Consider the following 21,424-nt stretch of genomic DNA (forward strand, 5'->3'; position numbering starts at 1 on the left):
CGCTGTAGCATGTGGGGGCGGAAGGATAAGCGGCGAGGTCGCGGCCGGGACAGAAGCGAAAGGTTCAGGCCGGTGATGGAGCAGCGTCCACCACCGGTAATCAGGTTATCGGACGGCGGTTTAGAGTTTGAATTCGGCCCACACCGGCGCGTGATCCGAAGGGCGCTCCATACCCCGGATATCGTAGTCAATTCCGGTATCGACACACTTGTCGGCGAGGGACTGGCTGGCAAGGATCAGGTCAATACGCAGGCCGCGCCGCGGCTCGCGGTCGAATCCGCGACTGCGGTAGTCAAACCAGCTGAACAGGTCATTGGTCTCAGGGTTCTGCGCGCGGAAGGTGTCGACAAGACCCCAGCCCTGCAGCTTCTCAAGCCATTCCCGCTCTTCGGGCAGGAAGCTGCACTTGCCGTCCCGCAGCCAGCGTTTGCGGTTGGGTTCGCCGATACCGATATCGAGGTCGGTAGGGGAAATATTCATATCGCCGATCACCAGAACAGGCGCGTTACTGTCGCACTCTTGGTTCAGGTAGGTGTCCAGGTCTGCGTAGTATTTCTGCTTGGCCGGGAACTTGATCGGATGTTCGCGGTTTTCACCCTGCGGAAAGTAGCCATTGATGACCGTCAGCGGCTGGTCTGCGCCAATATCGAACTGGCCCGCAACCAGACGACGCTGGGCATCTTCCGCATCCGTTGGGAAGCCATATTGCTTTTTGATAAACGGGTAGCGGGAGAGCAGGGCGACGCCGTAGTGGGTCTTCTGGCCAAAGTAAATTACCTCGTAGCCGAGGTCGCGGATAACATCGACGGGAAAGTCTTCGTCGGTAACCTTGGTTTCCTGCAGGCCAATAATGTCGGGCGCCTGGCTTTCTACCAGTGCTTCCATCTGATGCAGCCGCGCACGGATGCTGTTGACGTTGAACGATACGACTTTCATTTTTCCTCCCCCGGAATTCATAAAAACCAAAGCCCGGTATTCGCAAGAATACCGGGCCAGGTGTGCAATCAATTGTGGGCCGGCATGTAATCCGGCCAGGTTGTCTATTTACTCAGCGCAATCTCTCAGTCGAAATTGGCAACTTGCGGCGAGCTAGCGTGCTTTTTTAGGCCGATAAAGTCCGCCATGATGTAGCCCGCTTCATTCAATACCGGATCATCTTCCAGAGTGATCTCAACCGGGCCGCCTACCGGCTCGGTGTCTTCGGATTCGCTTTTCTCCATGGCTTCGAAGCTCTCGTAGGGCTCGAGCCCTTTCGCTGCACGACGCTTGTTTTCCATGGTGAGCAACTCCTGGTTCATCTCCTCCCGCTCCTGGATGCGCGCTTCCTCGTTAAGGGAAACACTTTTGCGGTTTGCCCGTTCGGTCTGGTAGTCGAACTGTGCACGCAGGAACACGAAGTCGGGATCGACCTGAGTGCGCTTGTCGTGCTTGCGGGTCAGGTCTGGAACCATTTCCTTCAGGTTGAAGTACTTGGCGTGACGCACAGCGTGGATGCGATCCCACGGCAGGGCAGTATCGTACGCGCTCTCACCCACGCTTTCGCTGTCGATCAGCTGCGGCATGCTGATATCCGGGGATACGCCCGCATGCTGGGTGCTGTCACCGGATACCCGATAGAACTTCGACTGGGTAATCTTGAGCTGACCCTCTTTCAGGGGCGCCATGGTCTGCACGGTGCCTTTACCGAAAGACTGGTTGCCCACGACCAGACCGCGATTGTAGTCCTGGATGGCGCCGGCAAAAATCTCCGATGCCGATGCGGACAGGCGATTGATCAGGACCATCAGTGGACCGCGGTACATGGCGCGTGAGCGCGAGCGGTTGTGACGGGAAATCTGCTCGTTGGCATGGCGGATCTGCACTACCGGGCCCTGGTCGATAAACAGGTCAGTGAGCATGGTGGCTTCTTGGAGGGAGCCGCCGCCGTTGTTGCGCAGGTCGAGGATAATGCCGTCCACGCCTTCTTTCTGCAGCTCGTCCAACAGGCGGGCTACATCGCGGGTGGTGCTCTTGTAGTTCGGATCGCGACGACGGTAGGCCTCGAAGTCGATGTAGAAGGTGGGCAGGTTGATCACCCCCACCTTGTAATTCTGTTCGCCATCAGAGAACTCAAAAATGGCTTTTTTGGCTGCCTGGTCTTCGAGCTTCACTTTGCTGCGCTTGATGGTGATCGTCCGATGGGTGCCGTCGCTGCCGGTGGGAATGGTTTCGAGGCGCACAAAGGTGCCGGCTGAGCCGCGGATCAGGTCAACCACGTCGTCGAGGCGCCAGCCTACGACATCCACCATTTCACCGTCCTGGTCCTGGCCCACGGCTACGATCTTGTCGTTCGGCTTGATCTTGCCGGTGCGATCTGCCGGACCGCCGGCAACCAGGCGCGCAACCTTGGTGTATTCGTCTTCCATCTGCAACACGGCGCCAATGCCCTCCAGCGAGAGCGACATGCTCATGTTGAAGTTTTCCAGCGAGCGCGGTGACAGGTAGTTGCTGTGCGGATCGTACAGGCGGGTGAGGGAATTCATGTAGAGCTCGAATACATCGTCCGAATTCTGCTGGCCGAGACGTTTGAGCTGCCCCTTGTAACGGCGCTTCAGTAAGTCGGCGATCTCCTCGTCGGTCTTACCGGTCAGGCGCAGATTGAGCACGCTGGACTTGAGGCGTTTACGCCAGAGGTCGTCGGCCGCACCGATGGACTGGGGCCAGTCGCTTTTCTCGCGGTCCAGCTCTAGCGACTCGTCCTTGGTGAAATCGAAGTTCGGCAGGCCGTTGTCCAGCTGGGACACGATATTGTTCAGGCGGTCGGATACGCGCAAGCGATAGCGGTTGTAGATTTCAAACCCGCGATCGACATTTCCGGCCTTGAGGTCGTCGTCCAGCTTAGTGCGCCATTGGCGGAACTCGCTGATGTCCGAAGACAGGAAATAGCTTTTGGTAGGATCCAGGCTGTCGATGTATTCATCCCACAGTCCGGTGGACATCTCGTCACCCACCTTGAGCTTGTTGTAGTGCAGCATTTCGAGTTTGCTGACGATCTCGCGGGCGGTGCCACCCTGATCTTCGTGCGGTTTGAGATCTTCGACTTCTGCCAGTGAAACGGGCGAGGTCAGAACCAGGAAGGAAAAGGAAAGGCCGGAAATCAGTGCGGCTATTCGATTGCTAAGCATAAGGAGTCTCTTTATACGTCCTACTTCAAGGCGCCCCACTGCTAAGTAGGGCCGGAAGCGGTCTTCCGGAGCAGTGGCGACTTATAGCTTAGGACAAGTATAAAGGCTGAAAGCTCCGAAAGGCATGAATTGCTTCCTCATCGAGGCGAAAGGTGCCTTAACTGAGACAGCTTGGAGAAAGCTTTTCCCGCCATCAAGTGTTTCCGGGCAGGAAGTTGCACAAATTTTCGGCTGGACCCGGTTCACTCTGTTCAAATATCGCACATTCGACGGCGCGGATGGGCGGATTCGCCGGATTGAACCGCATCTGCGACGAGCTGCACGATTATTCGGAGCCATATCGGTATCTTGGCTGTGAGGTGAATGCCCCTTAGATATTGAACGTAGCCGGCGTCGTGGTTTTGCGCAGGTGTTGCGAAGATTTAAGCATCTCGAGCATCGCAGGTATCTGCTTTTCACCGACCGCGAGCAGGTTGTACGCATCCGGGTTCATCAGCCAGTCCTGCAGCAGGCCCAGCACGCCAGCGTGAAGAATCGGCACCGCCATTTCAATGTCGAGGTCTTCTGGTAGCTGGCCTACCGCCACTGCGGTGGTCACGAGGCTTCGCAGGCGCCGGGTTCCTTCTTCGTGCCCTTCGGAGCAGCGCTGGTGGATCTCGCCATTTTCCGCAACCCACTCACAGCGCAAAAGAATGATGGAGAAGATTCTCCGCCACTGCTCATTGAGCATCACTTCCCGGTACATATACAGCCAGCGGTTGGTCAGCTCACCGAGAGGGTCTTTGCAGCCTTCCATTGGCGCCTGACAGAGGGATTCATCGGGCAGCTGGATGCGGTCGGCGAGGGCGCTGAACAGGTCGGCCTTGTTCTGGAAGTGACCATATACCGCCCCTCGGGTCACACCTGCCAGCTCGGCTACTTCGGTAAGCGAAGGACGAGAAACACCGCGGCGGTCGAAAACGTCGATAGCCGCGTCGAGTATGCGTTCGCGGGTCTCCAGTGCATCTTCTTTTCTGCGTTTCGCCATGAATCGGCTCCTGGGTAACTCTCATGCGTGCCGTTGACCGGCAACAAAATCTATGTACCAAACGGCACGTTATAAGACGCAGTTTAATTCATAGTCATGCGTGAATAAATAGTTGATATTCATTCATGCATGTATTTAAATTGCATGCATTAGGCCAGATAAGTCACGTTAGTCTGGTGAATTTGTCTTGTTTTTGACCGGGTCAGTCAGCCCGTCACGTTTGTCACGCATCGTGATGCCGGGGAATTGCCGGCTGCGATGCCTTTTGTTTTTGAATTCAGCCAACCGGGCGTCAGCAGTTCGATGCCGGTATGGACGCAATAACGAGGTTTCCATGTTGCACAAGAAGAAGTCGTTGATCTCCGGCAGTCTGCTGCTGGCAGCGGTATTGTTGTCCGCTTGCGGCGAAAAGCAGCAGGCCATGCAGGGACATACGCCGCAGGTCACCGTCGTTACGCTCACCAGTGAGCCCGTCACGCTCACACGCGAACTGCCAGGGCGTACTAATCCCTACAAGGTGGCAGAAGTGCGTCCGCAGGTTGATGGCCTGGTGAAAGCGCAGCTGTTCAATGAGGGCGGCATGGTGGAAGCCGGCGAGGCGCTGTATCAGCTGGATGACGCGCGCTATCAAGCGGACTACGACAGCGCCAAGGCTTCTCTTGAGCGCGCGCAGGCGGCGTTGAACATCGCAAGCCTGAATGCGGGCCGCACCAAAGACCTGGTAAAGACCGGAGCAGTGAGCAAACAGGACAACGACACCGCAATTGCCTCACTGCAACAGGCGAAAGCCGACGTGGCGGCCGCCAGGGCTGCGCTGCAGCGCAGCAAGGTGATGCTGGAGTTTGCCCGTATCAGTGCGCCGATCAGCGGTCGGATCGGTATCTCTTCGGTAACTCAGGGTGCGTTGGTGACCGCCAATCAGTCCGCAGCGCTCGCCACAGTGCAGCAACTGGACCCGATTTATGTAGACCTGACCCAGTCGGTCAGCGAACTGCTGTCCCTGCGTCAGGCAGTGGCCTCGGGCAGTATGCAGAGCGCGCAGAACCTGCCCGTGACCATTCTGCTCGAAGACGGCAGCCAGTACCCCCACGCTGGAAAACTCGAATTCTCTGAAGTGAGTGTGGATCCGACCACCGGAAGTGTTCGCCTGCGCGTGGTTGTTCCCAATCCGGACCATCTCCTTTTGCCTGGCATGTACGTGCGTGCATCGGTAGGAAGTGGCCAGCGCCAGAATGCGGTTCTGGTGCCGCAGCAGGGGATCGCCCGCGACCCTAAAGGCAACACTTCCGCCATGGTGGTGGGTGAGGGAAATACCGTTGAGGCGCGTCCGGTCAGGGTTTCCCAGACCGTCGGCAGCAACTGGCTGGTGGAAAGCGGCCTGCAGGCCGGTGATCGCGTGATCGTCGAAGGCCTGCAGAAGATCCGTCCCGGCGTCGTGGTAAATCCCGGTGAGGCGGCTGCGCCGGCGCCGGTGGATTTGCCGGCACCGGGCAATAGCACCGCAGAAGCGGCGGCTTCACCGTCCGACTCTTCCGGGAGCCCAGAACAAACCGGCAAAGCGCGCAAGGGGTAATAGCGATGGCAGGTTTCTTTATTGATCGCCCGATTTTCGCATGGGTGATGGCGATCGTGGTCATGCTGTTCGGCAGCCTTGCGATCACCAAGTTGCCCGTAGAGCGCTACCCGGATATTGCGCCACCCGTGGTTTCGATTTCGGCGGCTTATCCCGGCGCATCGGCGAAGGTGATTGAGGATACGGTCACTCAGGTAATCGAGCAGAATATGAAAGGCCTCGATGGTCTGATCTATATGTCTGCTACCAGTGAGTCCATTGGTACCGTGGGTATCACGCTGACGTTCGAAAACGGCACTGACCCGGATATTGCCCAGGTTCAGGTGCAGAACAAGCTGCAATTGGCCATGCCGTTACTGCCGGAAGAGGTGCAGCGCCAGGGAATCACCGTCGGCAAGGGCCGCAGCGGCTTCCTGCTGGTGGCCGGTTTCGTCTCATCCGATGGCAGTATGGAAAAGGCCGACATTGCGGACTTTGTCGTATCCAATGTGGTTGATCCGCTGAGCCGTGTACCCGGTGTCGGCAGTATTCAGGTGTTTGGCTCTAAGTACGCCATGCGTATCTGGCTGGATCCGAACAAGCTCGATGCCTACAAGCTCGCCCCCACTGACATCATGGCCGCGGTGCGCAACCAGAACCAGCAGGTTGCCATCGGCAGTCTCGGTGGAACCCCGGCGGTTCAGGGGCAGCAGCTGACTGCGAGCATTACCGCCCAGAGTCGTATGCAGACCCCGGAAGAGTTCCGCAATGTGGTGATCCGTGCGAATACCGACGGTTCTCTGCTCAGGCTGGGTGACGTGGCGCGTGTGGAACTGGGTGCGGAAAGCTACGGCAACATCACCCGCTATAACCGTGCCCCGGCAACGGGCATCGCTGTGTCTCTGGCTACGGGTGCGAATGCGCTGGATACTGCAGAGGCGGTCAAGGCGAAGCTCGAGGAACTGAAGCCCAACTTCCCGGCGGGCCTGAAAACCGTGATTCCGTTCGACACCACGCCGTTTGTGAAAGTGTCGATCGAAGGTGTGATGCATACCCTGACCGAAGCGGTTGTACTGGTATTCCTGGTGATGTTGCTGTTCCTGCAGAATTTGCGGGCAACCATCATTCCGACGATTGCCGTGCCGGTTGTATTGCTGGGTACCTTCGGCGTGCTCTCGCTGATGGGCTTCTCCGTCAACATGCTGACCATGTTCGCCATGGTGCTGGCGATCGGCCTGCTGGTGGACGATGCCATTGTCGTGGTGGAGAACGTCGAGCGGGTAATGCACGAAGAAAATCTGTCGCCCAAGGAAGCCACCAAAAAGTCCATGAAACAGATTACCGGCGCCCTTGTGGGTATCGGGGTAGTGCTTTCTGCGGTATTCGTACCCATGGCGTTTATGGACGGCTCCACCGGGGTTATTTACCGACAGTTCTCGGCCACCATCGTTGCCGCTATGGCGTTCTCCGTGCTGGTCGCGATCGTACTGACCCCGGCACTGTGCGCGACCATGCTCAAGCCGGGCTCACACGCGACCAACAAAGGGTTCTTTGGCTGGTTTAACCGCACCTTCGATCGCGGTGCGTCATCTTATCAGCGCGGTGTGCGCGGCATTCTCGCTCGCAGCGGCCGCTTTATGATGATCTTCGTGCTGTTGGCCGGGGTAATGGTATTCCTGTTTATGCGCTCCCCGAGCTCCTTCCTGCCGGAAGAGGATCAGGGTGTACTGTTCTCCCTGATCCAGACGCCCGTGGGTGCGACCCAGGAGCGCACCATGGAATCCGTGGGCAAGGTGGAAGACCACTTCCTGAACAACGAGAGCGATCTGGTGGAATCCGTATTCTCGGTGCAGGGTTTCAGCTTTGCCGGTAGTGGCCAGAACAATGCCATGGCCTTTATCAAGCTGAAAGACTGGGACGAGCGCGAGGAAGATTCGGAGCAGGCTCAGTCGGTAGCGATGCGCGGCATGGGTGCCCTGAGCCAGATCAAGGACGCGATCGCTTACGCGTTTTCGCCGCCGGCATTGCCGGAGCTGGGCACCTCTGCTGGCTTTGCGATGTACCTGAAGGACAATGCCAACCAGGGGCACGAGGCCCTGATCGCGGCGCGCAACCAGTTGCTCGGTATGGCGGCGCAGAGCCCGCTGTTGACCGGCGTGCGCCCCAACGGCCAGGAGGATACGCCGCAATTCCGCTTGAAAGTGAACAACGCCAAGGCATCTTCCTTGGGTGTTTCAATTGGTGATATCAACAGCACCCTGGGTGTTGCCTGGGGCGGCCAGTACATCGATGACTTTATCGACCGCGGTCGTATCAAGCGCGTTTACATGCAGGCTGATGCACCGTTCCGGATGAACCCCGAGGACTTCCGCCTGTGGTCTGTACGCAACAACAACGGCGAGATGGTGCCCGTGTCTTCTTTTGCCAGCTTTGACTGGGAGTACGGTTCACCGCGGCTCGAGCGCTACAACGGTGTGCCCGCATTGCAGATCCAGGGGCAGGGCGCTGTAGGCGTGAGTTCTGGTGAAGCGATGGCGGAAATGGAGCGTTTGGTGAGTCAGTTGCCTGAAGGGTTTGGCCTTGAGTGGACCGCGCTTTCTTACCAGGAGCAGCAGGCGGGTTCGCAGACCACGCTGCTGTATGGGCTGTCGATTCTGATCGTGTTCCTGTGCCTCGCCGCACTGTACGAAAGCTGGACCGTGCCGACCGCCGTACTGCTGGTAGCGCCGCTGGGTATTCTCGGTGCCGTACTTGCAAGCTACCTGCGTGGCTTCGACCGGGATATCTACTTCCAGGTGGCGATGCTGACCACCGTGGGCTTGACCAGTAAAAACGCGATCCTGATCGTGGAGTTCGCCAAGCAGAATCTGGAGGCGGGTATGGAGCTGATTGATGCGACCATGCACGCGGTGCGCGACCGCCTGCGTCCAATCATCATGACCTCGCTGGCCTTTGGTCTGGGTGTGTTGCCGCTGGCACTCGCCTCCGGTGCCGGTTCCGGTGCACAGCAGGCGATCGGCACCGGTGTACTGGGTGGCATGATCGTCGGTACGCTGCTGGGTATTTTCTTTATTCCACTGTTCTTCGTGGTGGTGCAAAAGCTGTTTGGTGGCCGCAAGGCAATCGACACAGAAAGCCGCTTTACCGATTCGCTGGCCCTTGAAAAAGAGGTTCAGGAGAAGCGGGAAACGACTACAGACCCCGCGTAATCAGTCGACCAGTCTGTAAACCTTGGCCGGGCCTAGCGCAAGCAGCCCGGCCTTTTTTTGTCTGGTTAACGGACGATGGCCACGGATTTGATCTGTGCCCAGAGGGTGGTCCCGATTTCGAGCGATAACTGATGTACGGAGCGGCGCGTGATGCGTGCGATCAGGCGCGAGACATTGGCATCGCTGGCTGCTGCAGATGCAGATTGTGGCTTTAATCGGATCAGCATCATGGCGGGATCGCGATCCGGACAGATCTCCTCAACCTGTACTGGCAATCGGTTCAGGATGCTGGATTGCATATCCTCCTCCCGCGTCAGACTGATGTCGCGCGCGAGAACCCGCACGCGAATCGAATCCCCGACTTGTTCTCCGGTATCCCGCAACCACAGGCTGCCACCGTCAAAGCTCGCGCTGAGCAGACTCCACTGACTATCTTGCTGTGCAATTTGCGCCTCAAGCAGCACGCCCAGATCGTCTCCCAGCTGTACAGGAAAATCCGCGCGGGAGAGCAGTGCGGTTGCAGGCCCCTCATTGACGATCTTTCCTTCATCCATCAACAGCAGGTGATCTGCAAGCCGCGCAACTTCCTCTACGGAGTGGCTTACGTACAGGATTGGAATTTCAAGGGAGCGGTGCAGTTTTTCGAGGTAGGGAAGAATCTCCCGTTTGCGCATCTGGTCGAGTGAGGCCAGGGGCTCATCCATTAACAGCAGGCGCGGTTTGATCAATAGTGCGCGGGCAATGGCCACTCTTTGCTGTTCGCCGCCGGATAGTGCTTCCGGTTGCTGGGATAGCAGTCGGGTAATACCCATCAACTCTGTGATTTCCCGGTACTCATCGTCCGATACCTTTTGCCGGGCGCGCTTGCGTGCAAACTCCAGGTTTTCGCCCGCGCTCAGGTGTGGGAACAGGCTCGGCTGCTGAAAAACAAACCCCAGCGGCCGACGGTGCACAGGCAATGAATTCCGTTTATTCCCCGAGGATTGCCAGGTTTCACCATTTACCGCGAGACTGCCGTTCTCGCAGGGTTGCAGACCGGCAATACAGCGAAGCAGGGTGGTTTTGCCACAACCCGATGGACCAAAGATTCCGGTTACCCCGCGGCCGGGTATATCCAGCTGCACGTCCAGGGCGAAAGGCGCGTGACCGCCACTTCGCGGCAAATAGAAATGTCCTTGAATGCCGTGCCCGGATGTCGGCTTATATTCCATAGCGCAGTCCCCGCGATGACTTGCGGTGTTGCAGTAGGTAGAGCAGGAGTAATACGGCAAACGAAAAGCCGATCATCGCTGCCGACAGCCAGTGCGCCTGGGTATATTCCAGTGCTTCCACATGGTCGTAAATCTGCACAGAAACCACCCGGGTCTCACCGGGAATATTTCCGCCGATCATCAGTACAACACCAAATTCCCCGACGGTGTGTGCAAACCCCAGTACTGCCGCGGTTAGAATTCCTGGCTTGGCCAGGGGCAGAGTCACATGCCAGAAGGTGTCCCACGGGCTAGCACGCAGTGTGGCCGCCACTTCTGCATGGCGCTCACCTTGTGCCTCTATGGCGTTTTGAATGGGCTGCACCACAAACGGCAGCGAGTACAGGAGTGACGCGAAAACAAGTCCCCAGAAGGTAAACGGCAAGGTGCCGAGCCCCAACGCCTCGGTAAACTTTCCCATGGGACCGCTAGGGCCCATAAATACCAGTAGATAAAAGCCCAGTACCGTGGGGGGGAGTACCAGTGGCAACGCCACCAGGGCGCTGACCGGTCCCTTGATGATCGAACGGGTCTTGGCCAGCCACAGTGCCAGAGGCGTACCCAGAATCAGCAACAGAATGGTCACGGTGGTAGCGAGCCGGAAAGTTAACCAGATGGCGCCGATGTCGGCTTCACTCAGCATGGCTGTGTTTCCCCTGAGCCGCTGAGTAACCGTAAGCGGCCATGATCGCACGCGCTTCCGGGCCCTGGATAAATGCCCAGAATTCCGCGAGCGCAGGCTTATCGGCTGCGCGTTTAAGTATGACGGCATCCTGCTGGATCGGTGAGTACAGGGACTGCGGAACAATCCAGGCTGAGCCCTCCACGATTTCACCATCGCGCATTACCTGGGACAGCGCGACGAATCCCAGATCGGCATTGCCACTGGCCACGAATTGATACGTCTGGGAGATATTCTCGCCCTGTACCCAGCGGGACCGGGTGTCCGCATCCAGGCGGATGTTTTGCAGCACTTGCTGTGCCGCCGCTCCATAGGGCGCGAGTTTCGGATTCGCGAGGGCGAGTATGTTGAATCGCGTGGTTTTCAGAATTGCGCCGCTGTCGTCCACCAGATCGCTGTGTGTGGACCACAACACCAGCTTCCCCTCCGCGTAGGTGATTCGCGAGTCTTTCTCTGCCAGACCCTGGTTAATCAAGTGTGCCGGCTTCTCCTTGTCAGCGGAGAAAAATGCATCGAATGGGGCGCCATGACGGATTTGCGCGTAGATCTTCCCTGAAGAGCCAAAGGCCAGCCTTATCTTGTGATTGCTGCTTGCCTCGTAACGGGCGGCGATTGCCTGCATAGGGGCGGTGAAGTTAGAGGCCACCGCAATGGTCACCTCATCTGCAACAACTGTTGTCGCAGCCAGCGCCGCTGTGAGGCTTGTGAGCAGCGCCACCCCTCTGGTTTTCAAGCTGTGTCCGTACCCAAGCAGGTACTGGCGAAGGCCGTGGAATCGCATATGCATCTGTGTACCAATTGACCACAATCGGGTATCGCACCACCCGGTATTCGCTATATGGTTGGCGATACGTCGGAATAGCGCAACCTCTGTGCGCCTCCGGGCCGTATTTACAAGGCCGCGCCATAAATCCGGGGGACGGTTTACAGTAGGAAATGGCCTGGGTTTTAATGCTCCGGATGACCTTAAAACGGGGCGTGAAAAACCGAGTGTAAGAATCCGGCGTACTCACCGACCTATCCTTAATGCTGCCACCATATTCGCTGCCCATAGCGGCGCGTATTGCTTGAGCCACCACAGATGTCCCACAACAATACCGCACCCGAAAAGCCCGCAAACTCCTCAGCCAGGGGGGCTGCGGGGAATGCCGAATCGCTTTCCGACCCACGGTTTCTCGAGGCATTGCGCAGCCAGATGATCCGCTTTGCCCGGCTTCAGCTGCGCGACGAACACCAGGCGGAGGATGCCGTGCAAGAGGCACTGGCTGGTGCGCTCAAGAATGCAGGCTCATTCGCTCGTCAATCCGCGCTGCGCACCTGGGTCTTCTCCATTCTCAAATACAAGATTGCGGATATTTTGCGCTACCGGCAGCGGGTGATCGCCACCAGCGAGCTGGGTGACACAGAGCGTCAGGATCAGGTATTTATCGATGGCTTATTCAAGGCCAATGGGCACTGGCATCGTGCGGAGCGGCCCACGAGCTGGAGTGGCCCCCAGGGTGGTGTACAGAGCGAGCATTTCTGGCGGGTGTTTGACGCATGCCTGAATGGGCTTCCCGAGAAGCAGGCGCGGGTATTTATGATGCGGGAATTCATCGAATTGGAATCCCCCGAAATCTGCGATCAGCTCGGCCTTTCCACCAGCAATCTCCACGTATTGCTGTATCGCGCAAGGCTGCGATTAAGGGAGTGCCTGGAAAACAGCTGGTTTAATACCCCCACAAATAACGAGGAATCCGGCAATAACAAAGTAACAAGAGAAGGAGAGCGCCCGTGATGGAGTGTAAACAGGCCACCCAGCTCCTGTCACAGCGGCAGGAGCGCCCGCTCAATCGCGGTGAAAAATTCAGCCTGCGGCTTCACCTTATGCTGTGCAAGGGGTGCAGGAACTTTGCCGGACAGATGGACTCACTGCGTGCGATTTCCAGGGGCTATGCAAAAGGCGAGTCCCCATCGTCAGAGGACAGTGAAACAAAGTAGGCGCAAGGGTTTCCCGGCCGGCTTACCCGGCACTGGGCGCTACCGCTGATTCCTGACAGCGTTCAGAGTCCCCATACCAGAAGCGGTAGTAATCCTCGGTAACCTTCTGCTCAATCTCCGTCGCGTCCTCCCGTGGACAGAACAGGGTAATGGTGAGCACATCGTGGCCCAGCTCACTGGTGCTGATCTTGATCTTGGGTTCGGTGCCTGCCAGGTCCACACCCATACGACTCTCGATCAGTTTGCAGTAGCGCTCCGCCACTTCCTTGAACGACTCACAGTGCTCCAATACCCGTTCGGTAATAAACGGCTTGATGTCGAACGGGTTCTTGCCCTTGCTCTCACGCACGATCGAAAACGTGTGCTCGATATAGCGCCGCATAAAGTTCAGGTTTTTTACCGGCTGTGTGAAAAACACATTGTTGGGCACGTACAGGGTGGTGCCGGTATAGCCGTTGCCCAGCCCGTGGGGGTCGATTTCCAGGAGTGTGGTGCTGAGCCAGTTGTTGTCGATAACCTCGCCGAACTGGTCGCCAATACGTACCCAGTCGCCGATGGTAAAAGAGCGCATGCTCGCCTGGTAAATGCCTCCCACCAGGCACGCAACCACATCCCGCAAAGCAATCACGATCGCCACGGAAAACGCAGCGATAGACAGCGCAAAGTCACGGAGCTCCGACACCCAGATAGCGAATAAGCCGATGACCATTACCAGGTTGGCGAAGTTGTGCACCATATGCACCCGGCGGCGGATATCCTGTCGCTGCCAGCTGGAGCGCCGAAACAGCGTCACCAGCAGGTAGCGAAACAGCAATACTGCCGCGATCAATAGCAGGCTCCAGGCCAGTTTGTTTTCGAGGAGTTGACGCAAGACTTCAGTATTCATCGAGGGCTCAGTAGTGCTGTGCAGGGAAGGGCGACTGTCTCCGCGGCCAGAGGCGGGTTCGCGGGCGCTGGGGTCTATTGAGATTATGGTGTACCGGGCCGAAGCCCGGGCAAAACTTGGCGGGAGTGTATCCGAGTCGATGAAATTGCCGCAACCGGGATTCGTTCATTTTGCGGATCCGTTGATGGCGTGGGACTGATATCGGTTCCTAGTCCAGTAGAGCTGCCATTTTCTGCATCAAGATATGCGTGGCATTGTCGGTAAACCGGCGGCCCTCATCGATATATTCCCGTACTGTGGCGTCACTTTTCCAACCTCCCTGTTTCTTGATGAGCTCAAATTCCACTTTCTCCCGCGCTGCTGAAGTAGACATGCCGCGGCGGAAGCTGTGGCTGCTGAGTGTGTCCACAAAGTCGAAGTCGCAGTCGGTACCGAGCTTCTTCAGCAGGGTGTTTACAGATCCTGCACCGAGCTGGGTGGTCTGCACCTGATCCCACCGGTTGATGCTCCGGAAAACTGGCCCTTCTTTAGTACCGGTGCAGTCGAGCCATCCTCGGAGTGCGGTCGCCGGGCATACGCTGTCGGGTCCGAAGGGCAGTGCGCGACTCATGCCCTGTCCCTGTTGGTCGGTCTTGGAGCGGGGAATGCGCACGATCACGCCCTCATCTTCCCAATGCAGATCTTCTACCTGAATCGCCACCAGTTCACTGCGACGAAATGCACCGAAGTACCCGATTAACACCAGTGCCAGGTCGCGGCGAGATTTCTTCGAGTCCGGCAGGGCGCGAATCGTCTGCGCCATCGCGGCAATATGCTCGGGGCGCAGTGCCTTGGCTTTCTGTTTGGGGCGGCCGCGAAGCCGACGTATGCCGTTTATCGTCTTGCGCACCACCGGGTCCGCAGCCGGGTTAGTCATCCCCTGATACAGGTGCCATTGACCGATCGCGGTGAGGTGCAGCTCCAGGGTGCGCGGGTTTACCGCCTCACTGCGGTTGATGAGGTAGCGCACCAGTACCTGGCTATCCGTGGGCAGTCGTCCACCCCATTTCTCGAATTGACGGATTGCGGAGCGGTAGGCGGTGCGTGTGCTATCCGATGTGGCTGCATGCAGATACGTCTGCAATGTGCTTCGAAAGGACGTGGGGGAGAGCTCGGCCGACAGGGCGAGTTCCTGGCAGCGGTCAGTTTCCCGTTGCGGGGTATTGGGGAGTTCGGATTCGAGTGCGTCTACTTCCAGGTCATCCATGTCGCTTTCTCTTGAATTGCCGATTTGCCCAGACCGGTTTGTGGTCCCAATGCACCTTCGAGCCCGGTAGCTGTACCGGGCTGTATGCGTACAAGGAGCATTGATGTGTTTCTAGCTCACGATAAGTTTGATTATCGTGGGTTAGAAACTTTTTCTCAAGATAGGATTTTGGAGTAAAAAGTATGTAATATTACGTACCATGTAATACGGTATTAAATTCTCGCTTTCAAAACAGTCACGAGGGGGCGGCATGGCGCGCGCAGGTGTGGGTTACATCGATGTGGTAAACGCAGCGGAAGCAATTCGACAGAGAGCAGAAGAGCCGACGGTGGACCGAGTGCGGAACGAGCTGGGTACCGGCAGCAAGAGCACAATCGCCCCGCTGTTAAAGCGCTGGCGACAGGAAACCGGGGAGGGCATTGCGCACAACCACGGGTTGCCGGTTGATCTCCTGGATGCGGTGAAGGCATTGCACCAGCGGGTACATCAGGAAGCCGAAACGAAGATCCAGCAGATCAACGAGTCCTGTAACGCGGCGACCACTGCCCTCGGGGAAGAGCTAGCAGCCCTGCGGACCCAATTGGCCAGTAGAAACACAGAGTTGGAAAAGTTGGAGCAAAAGTTGCAGGGGTCCACTAGTGACTGTCAGCAACTGAAGAAAAATGCTGAGGAGAGGCAAGCTGCACTGGCAAAAAGTGAGTTCCTGCGGGAGCAGGGGGATACGCGAATTACTGAGCTTCAGGACACTATCGGGGAGCTGAAGCAAGAAAATCGCGATGTTCGCCAGCATTTCGAGCACTTTCAGCAGCAAATTGCGGATGATCGTCAGCTCGAAAGGGACCAGTTTCGATTAACCAGCGACCAGCTCCGACATCAGCTTGCGGAGACCAATGAGCAGTTGAGCACTGCTGTCGCCAGGCTAGAGGATAGCCAGGCCAATGTCGAAGCGCTGCAGGCGCAGAAACTGGGACTGGAATCGGAGCGGGCACAGTGGATGCGGCGGGAGTCTGAAATTGACGCTGTGCGGAAAAAGCAGGATCAGCTGCTTGACGAGTTGCGCGCACAAATGGATATCGGGGAGCGAGAAACAGAAGGGCTAAAACGAGAGCTCGCCGCAGAGCGCGCGCGTAATGAAGCCTATGTAAAAGAAATTGAGTTACGCAGCAATGTCTTTGACCGGTATGAGCGGGAAGTGCACAAAGTGAGGGAAAAGCTTGCTGCGGTAGAGGCGGAGAATCGACAGGTATTACAGGATAAGGCCATTCTTCAGGGGAAATTCGCACAACTGCAACAATCCCTTGAGGGGGCCAACGCAGAATAGGCTCGGTTCGAACCAAAGATTCCATTCCACAGTATTAACGGGAAAGCAGTTATGGAAAAGCCTCGCGATCACCAGCTCAGTATGAGCGTACTGATGACACCGGATATGGCGAACTTTACCGGTAAGGTTCACGGGGGTGAGTTACTGTCATACCTGGATAAAGTGGCCTACGCCTGCGCCAGTCGCTATGCCGGCCGGTATGTCGTGACGCTTTCTGTAGATCGGGTCATGTTCCGGCAGGCAATCAATGTCGGCGAGCTGGTTACTTTTCTCGCTTCGGTGAATTACACCGGCAACACCTCCCTTGAGGTGGGAATTAAAGTGGTGACCGAAGACATCCGCACCCGTGTGGTCCGGCATACAAACAGTTGCTATTTGACCATGGTGGCACTGGATGACGATGGTAAACCCGTAAAGGTACCGCCATTCAAGCCGCAAACTCTGGTAGAGAAACAACGTTTTGAGGCGGCGATGTTGCGCCGCAAGTTACTGCATGAACAGGAGGCGGCCCACGAGGCCATCAAGGAAAAAGTACGCGGGTTCCAGTTTGAGGTCAGCGAATAAACGCTGATTGGGGAAATGTCATCGTTCTCCTCTCAAATCCTCTACGAGTTCCTACAATCTCCGACAATAATAGCGCTGCTGATGATCTTGGCAGAGCACATTCACTAACTCACGGTGATTGACCGGGTGGGGAGCCCAGACCATGCAAGTCTTTGTGCTACAGGCGAATGACCTCGAGATACTTATTCGTACGATTCGCGCCGAGGGGTACCGGCTACTGGGTCCGGTAGCGCGGAAAAATGCAGTCAGCTGTGGAGAAATCGGGTCCTGTTCCGACCTCTATGCAGGCATTGCTGATCGTCCGGATTTGCGGCCTCACTCTTCCAGGAATGCCTATTTCGGCCGTGCCGCTGGTCTCAGGGCGTGGATCAGGTCATTGCAATTTCCCTGGCGAAGGGTGGCCCAAACCCATGATGGGGCCGGGCGTCATCCGATCACAAAAATTATCGAAGATCCACAACCGCTGGCGATTATCGGGATACGCAGCTGCGAGCTGCATGCGATCACTGAGTCAGGTACCGTTGCGGAAGCCATGGGACATTGGGACGGACGTGCAGCGCACCGGAGCCATGATTTCTTCTCCGTTTCAGTTAATTGCCCGCCCGCGAAAAGCGACTGTGTTTGTAACTCTGTGGGGTCGGAATCAGGAGACGAAATGGCCCCACCCGGAGATCTGGTCATGACCGAAGTGTGTGATAGGCATGATCACTATTTTCTTATTGGCAGTGACTCTTATCGCGGCGCACAGGTATTACAGCAGCTGCCAGTGACGCCCGCATCGGAGTATCAACTCGAGCTCGCACGAAAACTGGCGCAACCGGTTGCCGTTACTGGTGAGCCTGATGAGTCAAGCTTCGGGCACTTAGCCTCTCGCACATGACCGCACAACAAATCACACGGTTAAAATCCAGCGGATTCAAGCCACGCTACTGTTCCCGCTGTACAACCTCGATACCGTCGGCGATCCGCTCACTGGGGTGAAGCACGACAATCTCTCCCGGCTCAACCCCGGACAGCACTTCAGCCACTTGCCCATTGTTGTGGCCAATATCAATTTCTGTGCGCACTGCGTGCCCTCCAATGACCCGAAACAGCGCCCAGGATTTCTGGTGGCGGAACAGGGCGCCGGTGGGTACTTGGACTACGTCCTGCGCACGCCACGTTTCGATTGCAGCATCCACCCGATAACCATGGCCGAGTCGCGACCAGACTTCTCTGGGATCGATAAAGTCCACGATGACATTGACCCGTTGCTCTTCGATACCCAAGGCGGAGATTTTGGTAAAGCCGTAAGGCTCTATGAGTCGCACACGGCCATGCAGCGGCTGTTCGCCACCCCAGTTGGTGATATTCACCGGGGCGTTCGGCTGTACCCGGACTGCGTCGCGAGATAGCAGGTCGATAACTATCTCCAGCTCTCCCGGATTGCCGATTTCCAGCAGAGGGGTGCCGACGGGTACGACCCGTTCGCTTTCTTGTAGCAACCTGAGTACACGACCGGAAACCGGCGCGGTGACCTCGACGATTTTCTCCCTGTTCAAAGCCGGTTTACCCGGATGAGGTTCGATCAATGCCGCGCGTGCATTCTCAAGCTCTCCCTGACTTACCCGCTCTGCAGCGCGGGCGGTATCGAGTGCGGCTTCGGCGCTATCCAGTGCCAGCTCGATGCGCTCGACCTCAACCTTGGAAATGTGCCCCTTTGTGGCGAGCTTGCGCGCTCGATTGGCGTCGGCCCGGGCAAAATTAAGCTGTGCTTCTGCATCGCGACGCTCTGCGCTGGAAAGCTTGAGCGCCGCCTCGGCGCTACGAATAGCGGCTTGTGCCTGACGGCGCCCGCGTTCATCCAGAAACTGCGGGTGGGTGGGCAGTAGTTCCGCGAGAGGCGTGGACCCTGTTTTTACCACATCGCCCACTTCACTTTGTATGCGGAGCAGGTAGCCAGTGACCGGTGCGGAAACCACGAATACATCGTGCACCCGGGTATAGCCCTCATCGGTGACCGCCACCTGCATGGGACCGCGAGTAACCTCGGTCATATCGACGGGGACCGGCTTGGGGGAGAACGCATAGATAAAAAATGCCCCGAGCCCGAGCAGAATCGCGAGACCTAGCATGCGTTTGAACAGTTTGTGGCCCATAGTGCTCCGGAGTCCCATGTCCCTGGCTCACTCCCTGGTCTTCAGTACGGCGATCAGGTCGAGTCGTTGTATGCGGCGATGTACCAGCAAGCCCGAAGCCGCCGCGGAAAACAGGACGACCAGCGCGGCATGCCCATAGGTCGAGGGATTGATGATCAGCGGGATTCGGAACAGCTCCGTGTCAAACGATTGCACCAGCGTCCACGCAAGCAGATACCCGAGCAGGGCGCCGAGCGGCAATGCCAGCAGGGTCAGCACGGCCAATTCCCCAAGTAGTATGTAGGATACCTCACCGCGGGTAAGCCCGAGCACCCGCAGGCTGGCGAGCTCACGGCCGCGCTCGGAAAGCGAGATGCGGGCACTGTTGTACACCACACCTATTGCGATCAACCCAGCGAACAGGGTGTTGAAAAATACAAACGTACCGAGGCTGTCCTGCAGCGTATCGTAGAACGCATTTTGAGCCTGCTCCTGTAAACTGACCCCCGCAACAACAGGTGTGTTTTTTAGCGCACGATAGAATGCATCGGCTTGTTCGGGATCGATAAGCAGGTAGGTACCGGAGATGACCATGTCATCTCGCAACATCCGGTTCATTTCAGCAAGATCCATAAAGGCAGCGGTGCCCATATAGGTTTTCACGATGCCGCTCACCACCACATCGACTTCAGGGCGACGCCCAGTGCGCACTTCCATTCGCAGGGTATCGCCGGTTTCGATTGCCAAGAGCTCTGCGAGTTTGTCCGACAATACAATCCCGTAATCGGGCAGGACGACCGGATTCAGATCGGTATCGACCACACGGCTCAGCTCTGGCTGTGGTGCAAGTCCAATGACTGCTTCGCGACGGGTTCGGGGGCCATTGCGTAACACCACCGGGATAGCGCGAAAGGGTTCTGCTGTCATGGCGCCCGGTGCGTGCAGCACGTCTTGTACCGCGCGTATATTACGTGGTTCGACGAAATTCACCGTCACATCCTGGCGATCAATCACGTTAAAACTGATATCCACCATCACCATAACCGCGTCCATGGAAAAGCTTGCTCCAATTAGCAGGCCCATGGACATAGCGATGCCAATACAGCTCATCGCTGCGCGCTTTGGCCATCGGTACAGGTGTCGCAGGATCATGCGGGACGGCTGGTCGATCCAACGTGTCAGCATCTCTAGCCAGCGTCCGGAACGGCTGTAGTCGGGCGGGGGCGGCGGTACCATCGCCACTGCCGGATCCAGGCGCACCACTTTACGTACAGCAGTAAACGTACCTGCTGCGGATACAAGCAAACAGAAGCCGATACCCACAAGGTAGACTTCAGGCGGAGCGCGAAAAAGCAGGAATGGAAACTTGAAGTAGTCCATATACAAACGTGCCAGGCCGTGCCCGAGCCACAACCCCAGCGCTACCCCAACCACAATGCCGAGAAAGGTAATCACGCCGATCATCTTCAGGTAATGCAGTGCAACCGCGCTGTTACTGTATCCAAACGCCTTGAGTAAACCGATCTGCTCCCGCTCCGTATCGACCAGTCGTCCAATGACGACATTCAACAGAAATGCCGCCACCAGCAAGAAAATAGGGGGTAACAGACGGCCCAGTGTTTCCAGTTCCTGTATCTCGTTGGTGAGAAACTGGTCGGATATCTGCTGGTCTCGGCCATAAGCGCCGGTTGCACCATAGCGTTTTAGCAAGCGGTCGAGCTGTTCCAGCAAAGGCTCCTGGTTATCCCCGGTAGACGTGAGTAACACGACTTCATTGAAGGCACCGTCCAGGTCAAAAGCATTGGCCAGGGCATCGCGGTTCATCCAGAGCACACCAAATCGCTTCTTGTCCGGGACGATCTCTCCGGGAGAAATCGCATATACATATTCCGGAGACAGTGCTATGCCACTGATCGTGAGTTTTTTTTTGGTGCCATTGAGAATCGCGTATAGATGGTCCCCCGGTGCCAGGTTGTGTGCATCGGCAAAGGCTTCCAGGGCGAGTACTTCTTCCTCCCGCACCGGGTCCGGATAACGACCTCGGCGCAGAACGAAGTCATTGATGTGCGGGCCACGGATGAATGGGAGAGACTGTATCTCTCCGGTGATCGGCGCTGAGGCGCCTTCAACATCGAGAATGACGCCTGCACGGATACGGGTCTCCGCACGGCGTACGCCGGGCAATTCGGTGATGTGGGCAAGCTGGGCGCTGGGGGCGCGCTTGACCGGTACCCAGACGTCTGCGAAACGGTAGCGTTCGTAATAGGCTGCGCGCGTATCTGCCAGTGATGCCAGCATGCCTTTGGACATCAGGTACATGCCGACACCACAGCCGATCACGACGGCAATGGCCAGAGCCTGACCTTTGATGGCCCAGAGATCGCGTGCGAGCTTGCGGTCCAGGGGAGCCAGGAATTCGATCACGG

At 57.2% G+C, this 21,424-nt stretch carries 17 protein-coding genes; 7 read left to right on the forward strand and 10 right to left on the reverse strand.

Translation table 11 applies throughout. From position 1 onward, the window contains the following. Window positions 1–120 precede the first annotated feature (120 nt). The 3 genes from xthA to B4U49_RS13335 form a co-directional block, all read right to left on the reverse strand. On the reverse strand, window positions 121–936 hold the full coding sequence (gene xthA / locus B4U49_RS13325) for an exodeoxyribonuclease III (RefSeq protein ID WP_078085098.1): 816 nt from the start codon (window positions 934–936) through the stop codon (window positions 121–123). A gap of 125 nt (window positions 937–1,061) precedes the next feature. Further along, the gene (locus B4U49_RS13330; protein ID WP_078085099.1) at window positions 1,062–3,164 is read right to left on the reverse strand and encodes a carboxy terminal-processing peptidase; all 2,103 of its coding nucleotides are present in this window, start codon (window positions 3,162–3,164) and stop codon (window positions 1,062–1,064) included. A gap of 370 nt (window positions 3,165–3,534) precedes the next feature. Continuing rightward, window positions 3,535–4,191, reverse strand: a complete 657-nt coding sequence (locus tag B4U49_RS13335) for a TetR family transcriptional regulator (RefSeq protein WP_078085100.1) — start codon at window positions 4,189–4,191, stop codon at window positions 3,535–3,537. Between the two features lie 334 nt (window positions 4,192–4,525). On the opposite strand from B4U49_RS13335, the gene B4U49_RS13340 reads away from it, so the two are divergent. Together B4U49_RS13340 and B4U49_RS13345 are read left to right on the forward strand one after the other, a co-directional pair. Beyond that, a complete protein-coding gene (locus tag B4U49_RS13340; protein WP_078085101.1) occupies window positions 4,526–5,764 on the forward strand; it encodes an efflux RND transporter periplasmic adaptor subunit in 1,239 nt (412 codons plus the stop codon). 5 nt (window positions 5,765–5,769) lie between these two features. Beyond that, window positions 5,770–8,952, forward strand: a complete 3,183-nt coding sequence (locus tag B4U49_RS13345) for an efflux RND transporter permease subunit (protein WP_078085102.1) — start codon at window positions 5,770–5,772, stop codon at window positions 8,950–8,952. A gap of 65 nt (window positions 8,953–9,017) precedes the next feature. Here the strand turns inward: B4U49_RS13345 and modC are convergent, their stop codons facing one another. From modC to modA, 3 genes are read right to left on the reverse strand one after another with little or no spacing between them, the layout of a single operon-like run. After that, window positions 9,018–10,163, reverse strand: a complete 1,146-nt coding sequence (gene modC, locus B4U49_RS13350; protein ID WP_078085103.1) for a molybdenum ABC transporter ATP-binding protein — start codon at window positions 10,161–10,163, stop codon at window positions 9,018–9,020. Next, window positions 10,153–10,845 (reverse strand): molybdate ABC transporter permease subunit, encoded by a 693-nt coding sequence (gene modB, locus B4U49_RS13355; protein WP_078085104.1) that lies wholly within the window; start codon window positions 10,843–10,845, stop codon window positions 10,153–10,155. Before modB ends, modC begins: the two co-directional genes overlap by 11 nt. Then, entirely contained in the window at window positions 10,835–11,617 is a 783-nt protein-coding gene (gene modA, locus B4U49_RS13360) for a molybdate ABC transporter substrate-binding protein (protein ID WP_239692623.1), read from the reverse strand. The genes modB and modA overlap by 11 nt, the downstream gene beginning before the upstream one ends. Before the next feature lie 348 nt (window positions 11,618–11,965). On the opposite strand from modA, the gene B4U49_RS13365 reads away from it, so the two are divergent. Then, entirely contained in the window at window positions 11,966–12,661 is a 696-nt protein-coding gene (locus tag B4U49_RS13365) for an RNA polymerase factor sigma-70 (RefSeq protein WP_078085105.1), read from the forward strand. Next, the gene (locus B4U49_RS13370) at window positions 12,661–12,864 is read left to right on the forward strand and encodes a zf-HC2 domain-containing protein (protein ID WP_239692626.1); all 204 of its coding nucleotides are present in this window, start codon (window positions 12,661–12,663) and stop codon (window positions 12,862–12,864) included. The genes B4U49_RS13365 and B4U49_RS13370 overlap by 1 nt, the downstream gene beginning before the upstream one ends. Window positions 12,865–12,886: 22 nt before the next feature. Here B4U49_RS13370 and B4U49_RS13375 read toward each other — a convergent pair whose 3' ends face one another. Together B4U49_RS13375 and B4U49_RS13380 are read right to left on the reverse strand one after the other, a co-directional pair. Beyond that, window positions 12,887–13,750: a mechanosensitive ion channel family protein gene (locus B4U49_RS13375; RefSeq protein WP_078085107.1), complete on the reverse strand. Its 864-nt coding sequence runs from the start codon at window positions 13,748–13,750 to the stop codon at window positions 12,887–12,889. 208 nt (window positions 13,751–13,958) lie between these two features. Continuing rightward, a complete protein-coding gene (locus B4U49_RS13380) occupies window positions 13,959–14,996 on the reverse strand; it encodes a site-specific integrase (protein ID WP_078085108.1) in 1,038 nt (345 codons plus the stop codon). Window positions 14,997–15,246: 250 nt separating this feature from the next. Between B4U49_RS13380 and B4U49_RS13385 the strand changes: the two genes are divergently transcribed. The 3 genes from B4U49_RS13385 to B4U49_RS13395 all read left to right on the forward strand — a co-directional run bounded on the left by B4U49_RS13385 (window position 15,247) and on the right by B4U49_RS13395 (window position 17,761). After that, complete coding sequence (locus B4U49_RS13385; protein WP_078085109.1) at window positions 15,247–16,317, forward strand: DNA-binding protein; 1,071 nt, start codon at window positions 15,247–15,249, stop codon at window positions 16,315–16,317. A gap of 51 nt (window positions 16,318–16,368) precedes the next feature. After that, window positions 16,369–16,881 (forward strand): acyl-CoA thioesterase, encoded by a 513-nt coding sequence (locus tag B4U49_RS13390; RefSeq protein ID WP_078085110.1) that lies wholly within the window; start codon window positions 16,369–16,371, stop codon window positions 16,879–16,881. Between the two features lie 142 nt (window positions 16,882–17,023). Continuing rightward, window positions 17,024–17,761, forward strand: coding sequence for a hypothetical protein (locus B4U49_RS13395; RefSeq protein WP_078085111.1), 738 nt, complete (start codon window positions 17,024–17,026; stop codon window positions 17,759–17,761). A 46-nt stretch (window positions 17,762–17,807) separates the two neighbouring features. On the opposite strand, the gene B4U49_RS13400 is transcribed toward B4U49_RS13395, so the two are convergent. Together B4U49_RS13400 and B4U49_RS13405 are read right to left on the reverse strand one after the other, a co-directional pair. Continuing rightward, window positions 17,808–19,019, reverse strand: a complete 1,212-nt coding sequence (locus B4U49_RS13400; protein ID WP_158078623.1) for an efflux RND transporter periplasmic adaptor subunit — start codon at window positions 19,017–19,019, stop codon at window positions 17,808–17,810. A 27-nt stretch (window positions 19,020–19,046) separates the two neighbouring features. Next, on the reverse strand, window positions 19,047–21,422 hold the full coding sequence (locus B4U49_RS13405; protein ID WP_204903042.1) for an ABC transporter permease: 2,376 nt from the start codon (window positions 21,420–21,422) through the stop codon (window positions 19,047–19,049). Window positions 21,423–21,424: the final 2 nt, after the last annotated feature.

Origin of the sequence: Microbulbifer mangrovi (genome assembly GCF_002009015.1) — a bacterium.
In the GTDB taxonomy this organism is placed as follows: domain Bacteria; phylum Pseudomonadota; class Gammaproteobacteria; order Pseudomonadales; family Cellvibrionaceae; genus Microbulbifer; species Microbulbifer mangrovi.